At 40.0% G+C, this 2,036-nt stretch carries 2 protein-coding genes; both read left to right on the forward strand.

What is annotated here, in order from left to right:
* Positions 1-638, forward strand: a 638-nt coding sequence (locus tag ACS8FD_RS13315; protein ID WP_439276236.1) for a hypothetical protein, incomplete at its 5' end; no start/stop codon positions are given.
* A 139-nt stretch (positions 639-777) separates the two neighbouring features.
* Positions 778-1,824, forward strand: a complete 1,047-nt coding sequence (locus ACS8FD_RS13320) for a DUF2345 domain-containing protein (RefSeq protein WP_439276237.1) — start codon at positions 778-780, stop codon at positions 1,822-1,824.
* Positions 1,825-2,036 lie beyond the last annotated feature (212 nt).

Here is a 2,036-nt window from a genome sequence, read left to right on the forward strand (position 1 = left end):
TTGATAAAAGTGATTTAGAAAGATATGGGTTTACAACTAAAGATATTAAGGACTTTGATAGCAAAATTAAAAATAGCGATATATTCTCAGATAATTATACAAAATATGAGACTAAAGGATTTACCATACTATCTAATGATGAGAATCCTGAACATATCTTTATATTAAAGAACAATAAATTCATAGCTTCTTTTGATGATAAAGCTAGAACCTTGTACTCTAAAGAGGCTAATATTCCTACCCGACTAGATGCACTAGTGACTTATATTCCTACAACTCCTTCACTAAGTTACAACAATGGAAAATCTAGCTATTACGATCTAAATTTGGACGGTGTAGATATTATTTATGAGGTTATGCCTAGTAACGATAAGAGACTTGATTATTTTTCTGCGGAAATTCTTGGTACACCAAACCTAAATATAATCGATGCAAAAATATCAGGAAAAGAATGTAAAGCTTTGGTTGGATATTATGCTTGTTGTTTTTCAGACGAAGGTAATTACGAAGCGTATAAGTTTGACTATAAAGCTGGTTGGTCTAGTATTCCCTCCAATAAAATATTGAATGAAGCTTGTAATAGTGAGAACTTTGAAGCTGCCAAGAATGAGCTTAAAAGCAAGCTCTTCAGCAACTAATTATTAAATCCACTGAATAACCCATCCTAGTCTATTTGCCACAACTGATGAGCAAGCCATTGAGAGCGGCTATCGCAACACGGATAACGGTTTATCCGAATGGATCAGCGATCATAGAAGTGAGCAAGCCTACTCACAATTGCAAGTTAAAGACGGACAAGTGAGTGCTCATATCAAGATGGGCGTGATTAACTCAGCAAAGCGCAGCAAACGCCAAGGTATCAATGCGACAACCAACGCGCAAATAAACATTAAATCAAACGAAGCGATGGTGCTGTCAACCCAGCCACAAACCCATGCGCAGGCAGGACAGCACAATTACCAACATCATACCCCTACTTTGACCCAAACGGCTCTTGGCGGTCAGCACTTGGCGGAGCGCCTTACGCAGTTAGCAACAGGCTTAGGCCGTCAGGTTAACAATCACAAAGCGATTAAAACCCAGCTTGAGACGATCGCTAAAGAACAACAAACTAAGACCCACCAACAGACGCCATTCACCCTGATCGATAGCGCAGCAGATAGCAGCTATGTGAGTAGCGATACCCTTATCCAACGCTCTATGGGAGAGATGATCAGCACTACGCAAGCAGATATGATGATCAGTAGTGGTGAGACACATAACCAAATCAGTAGTGAGTCATTGAATATCATAGCCGATGGTCAATTTGTTATGACCAACGCGAAAGACAATATCACCCTCTCCGCCCATACTGGCAAACTTGAAGCAACGGCCAAGCAAGATGTGAACATCGCCTCTTCAACCAAAGAGGTTGAAGTGGTGACGACGAATAAGATTACGATCATGGCGGGAGGTGCGAGTATCACCCTTGATGGTGCTGATATTACGATTGCGGCAAAAGAGGTGGTCGAGAAAGGCGGTAAGCATGGTAAGGCTGGGGGTGGAATGGATGGTTTGAGGCTTGGGGTGTTGCCGAGTTTGATACCTTATGCAAAAACGCTAATGGATGGGGTTTATAATTTAGCGTATCAGTTTGTTGATGATGACGAAGTACCTTATGCTAATACGCCTTATACGGCAGTGAACAAGACAACTGGTGAAAATTTTAAGGGCACTACCGATGAAAATGGTTGGTCTGCTCGCTTCCATTCTGATAATGAGGATGAGATTGACGTTCGTCTTGATCTTAAATGGCAGACTGAGGGTAAGAAAGATAACTTTTAAGTAGAACTGTAAATCTTCGTTTATCTATGACAACAATCTAAATATTAAGCAACGATGTCCCTGGATTATATACAAACATATTCTGGCACACCTACTGGTTATTATCTTGGGGTTTGAACTTTAGCTCGTGTAACTTGAGCTGATAGTAATTGATTGTTTAATTTGCGAAGCACTTTTAATGATTGATTAAATATTGAGAAACATAACTATGG

This window comes from Psychrobacter sp. 1U2, assembly GCF_051847575.1.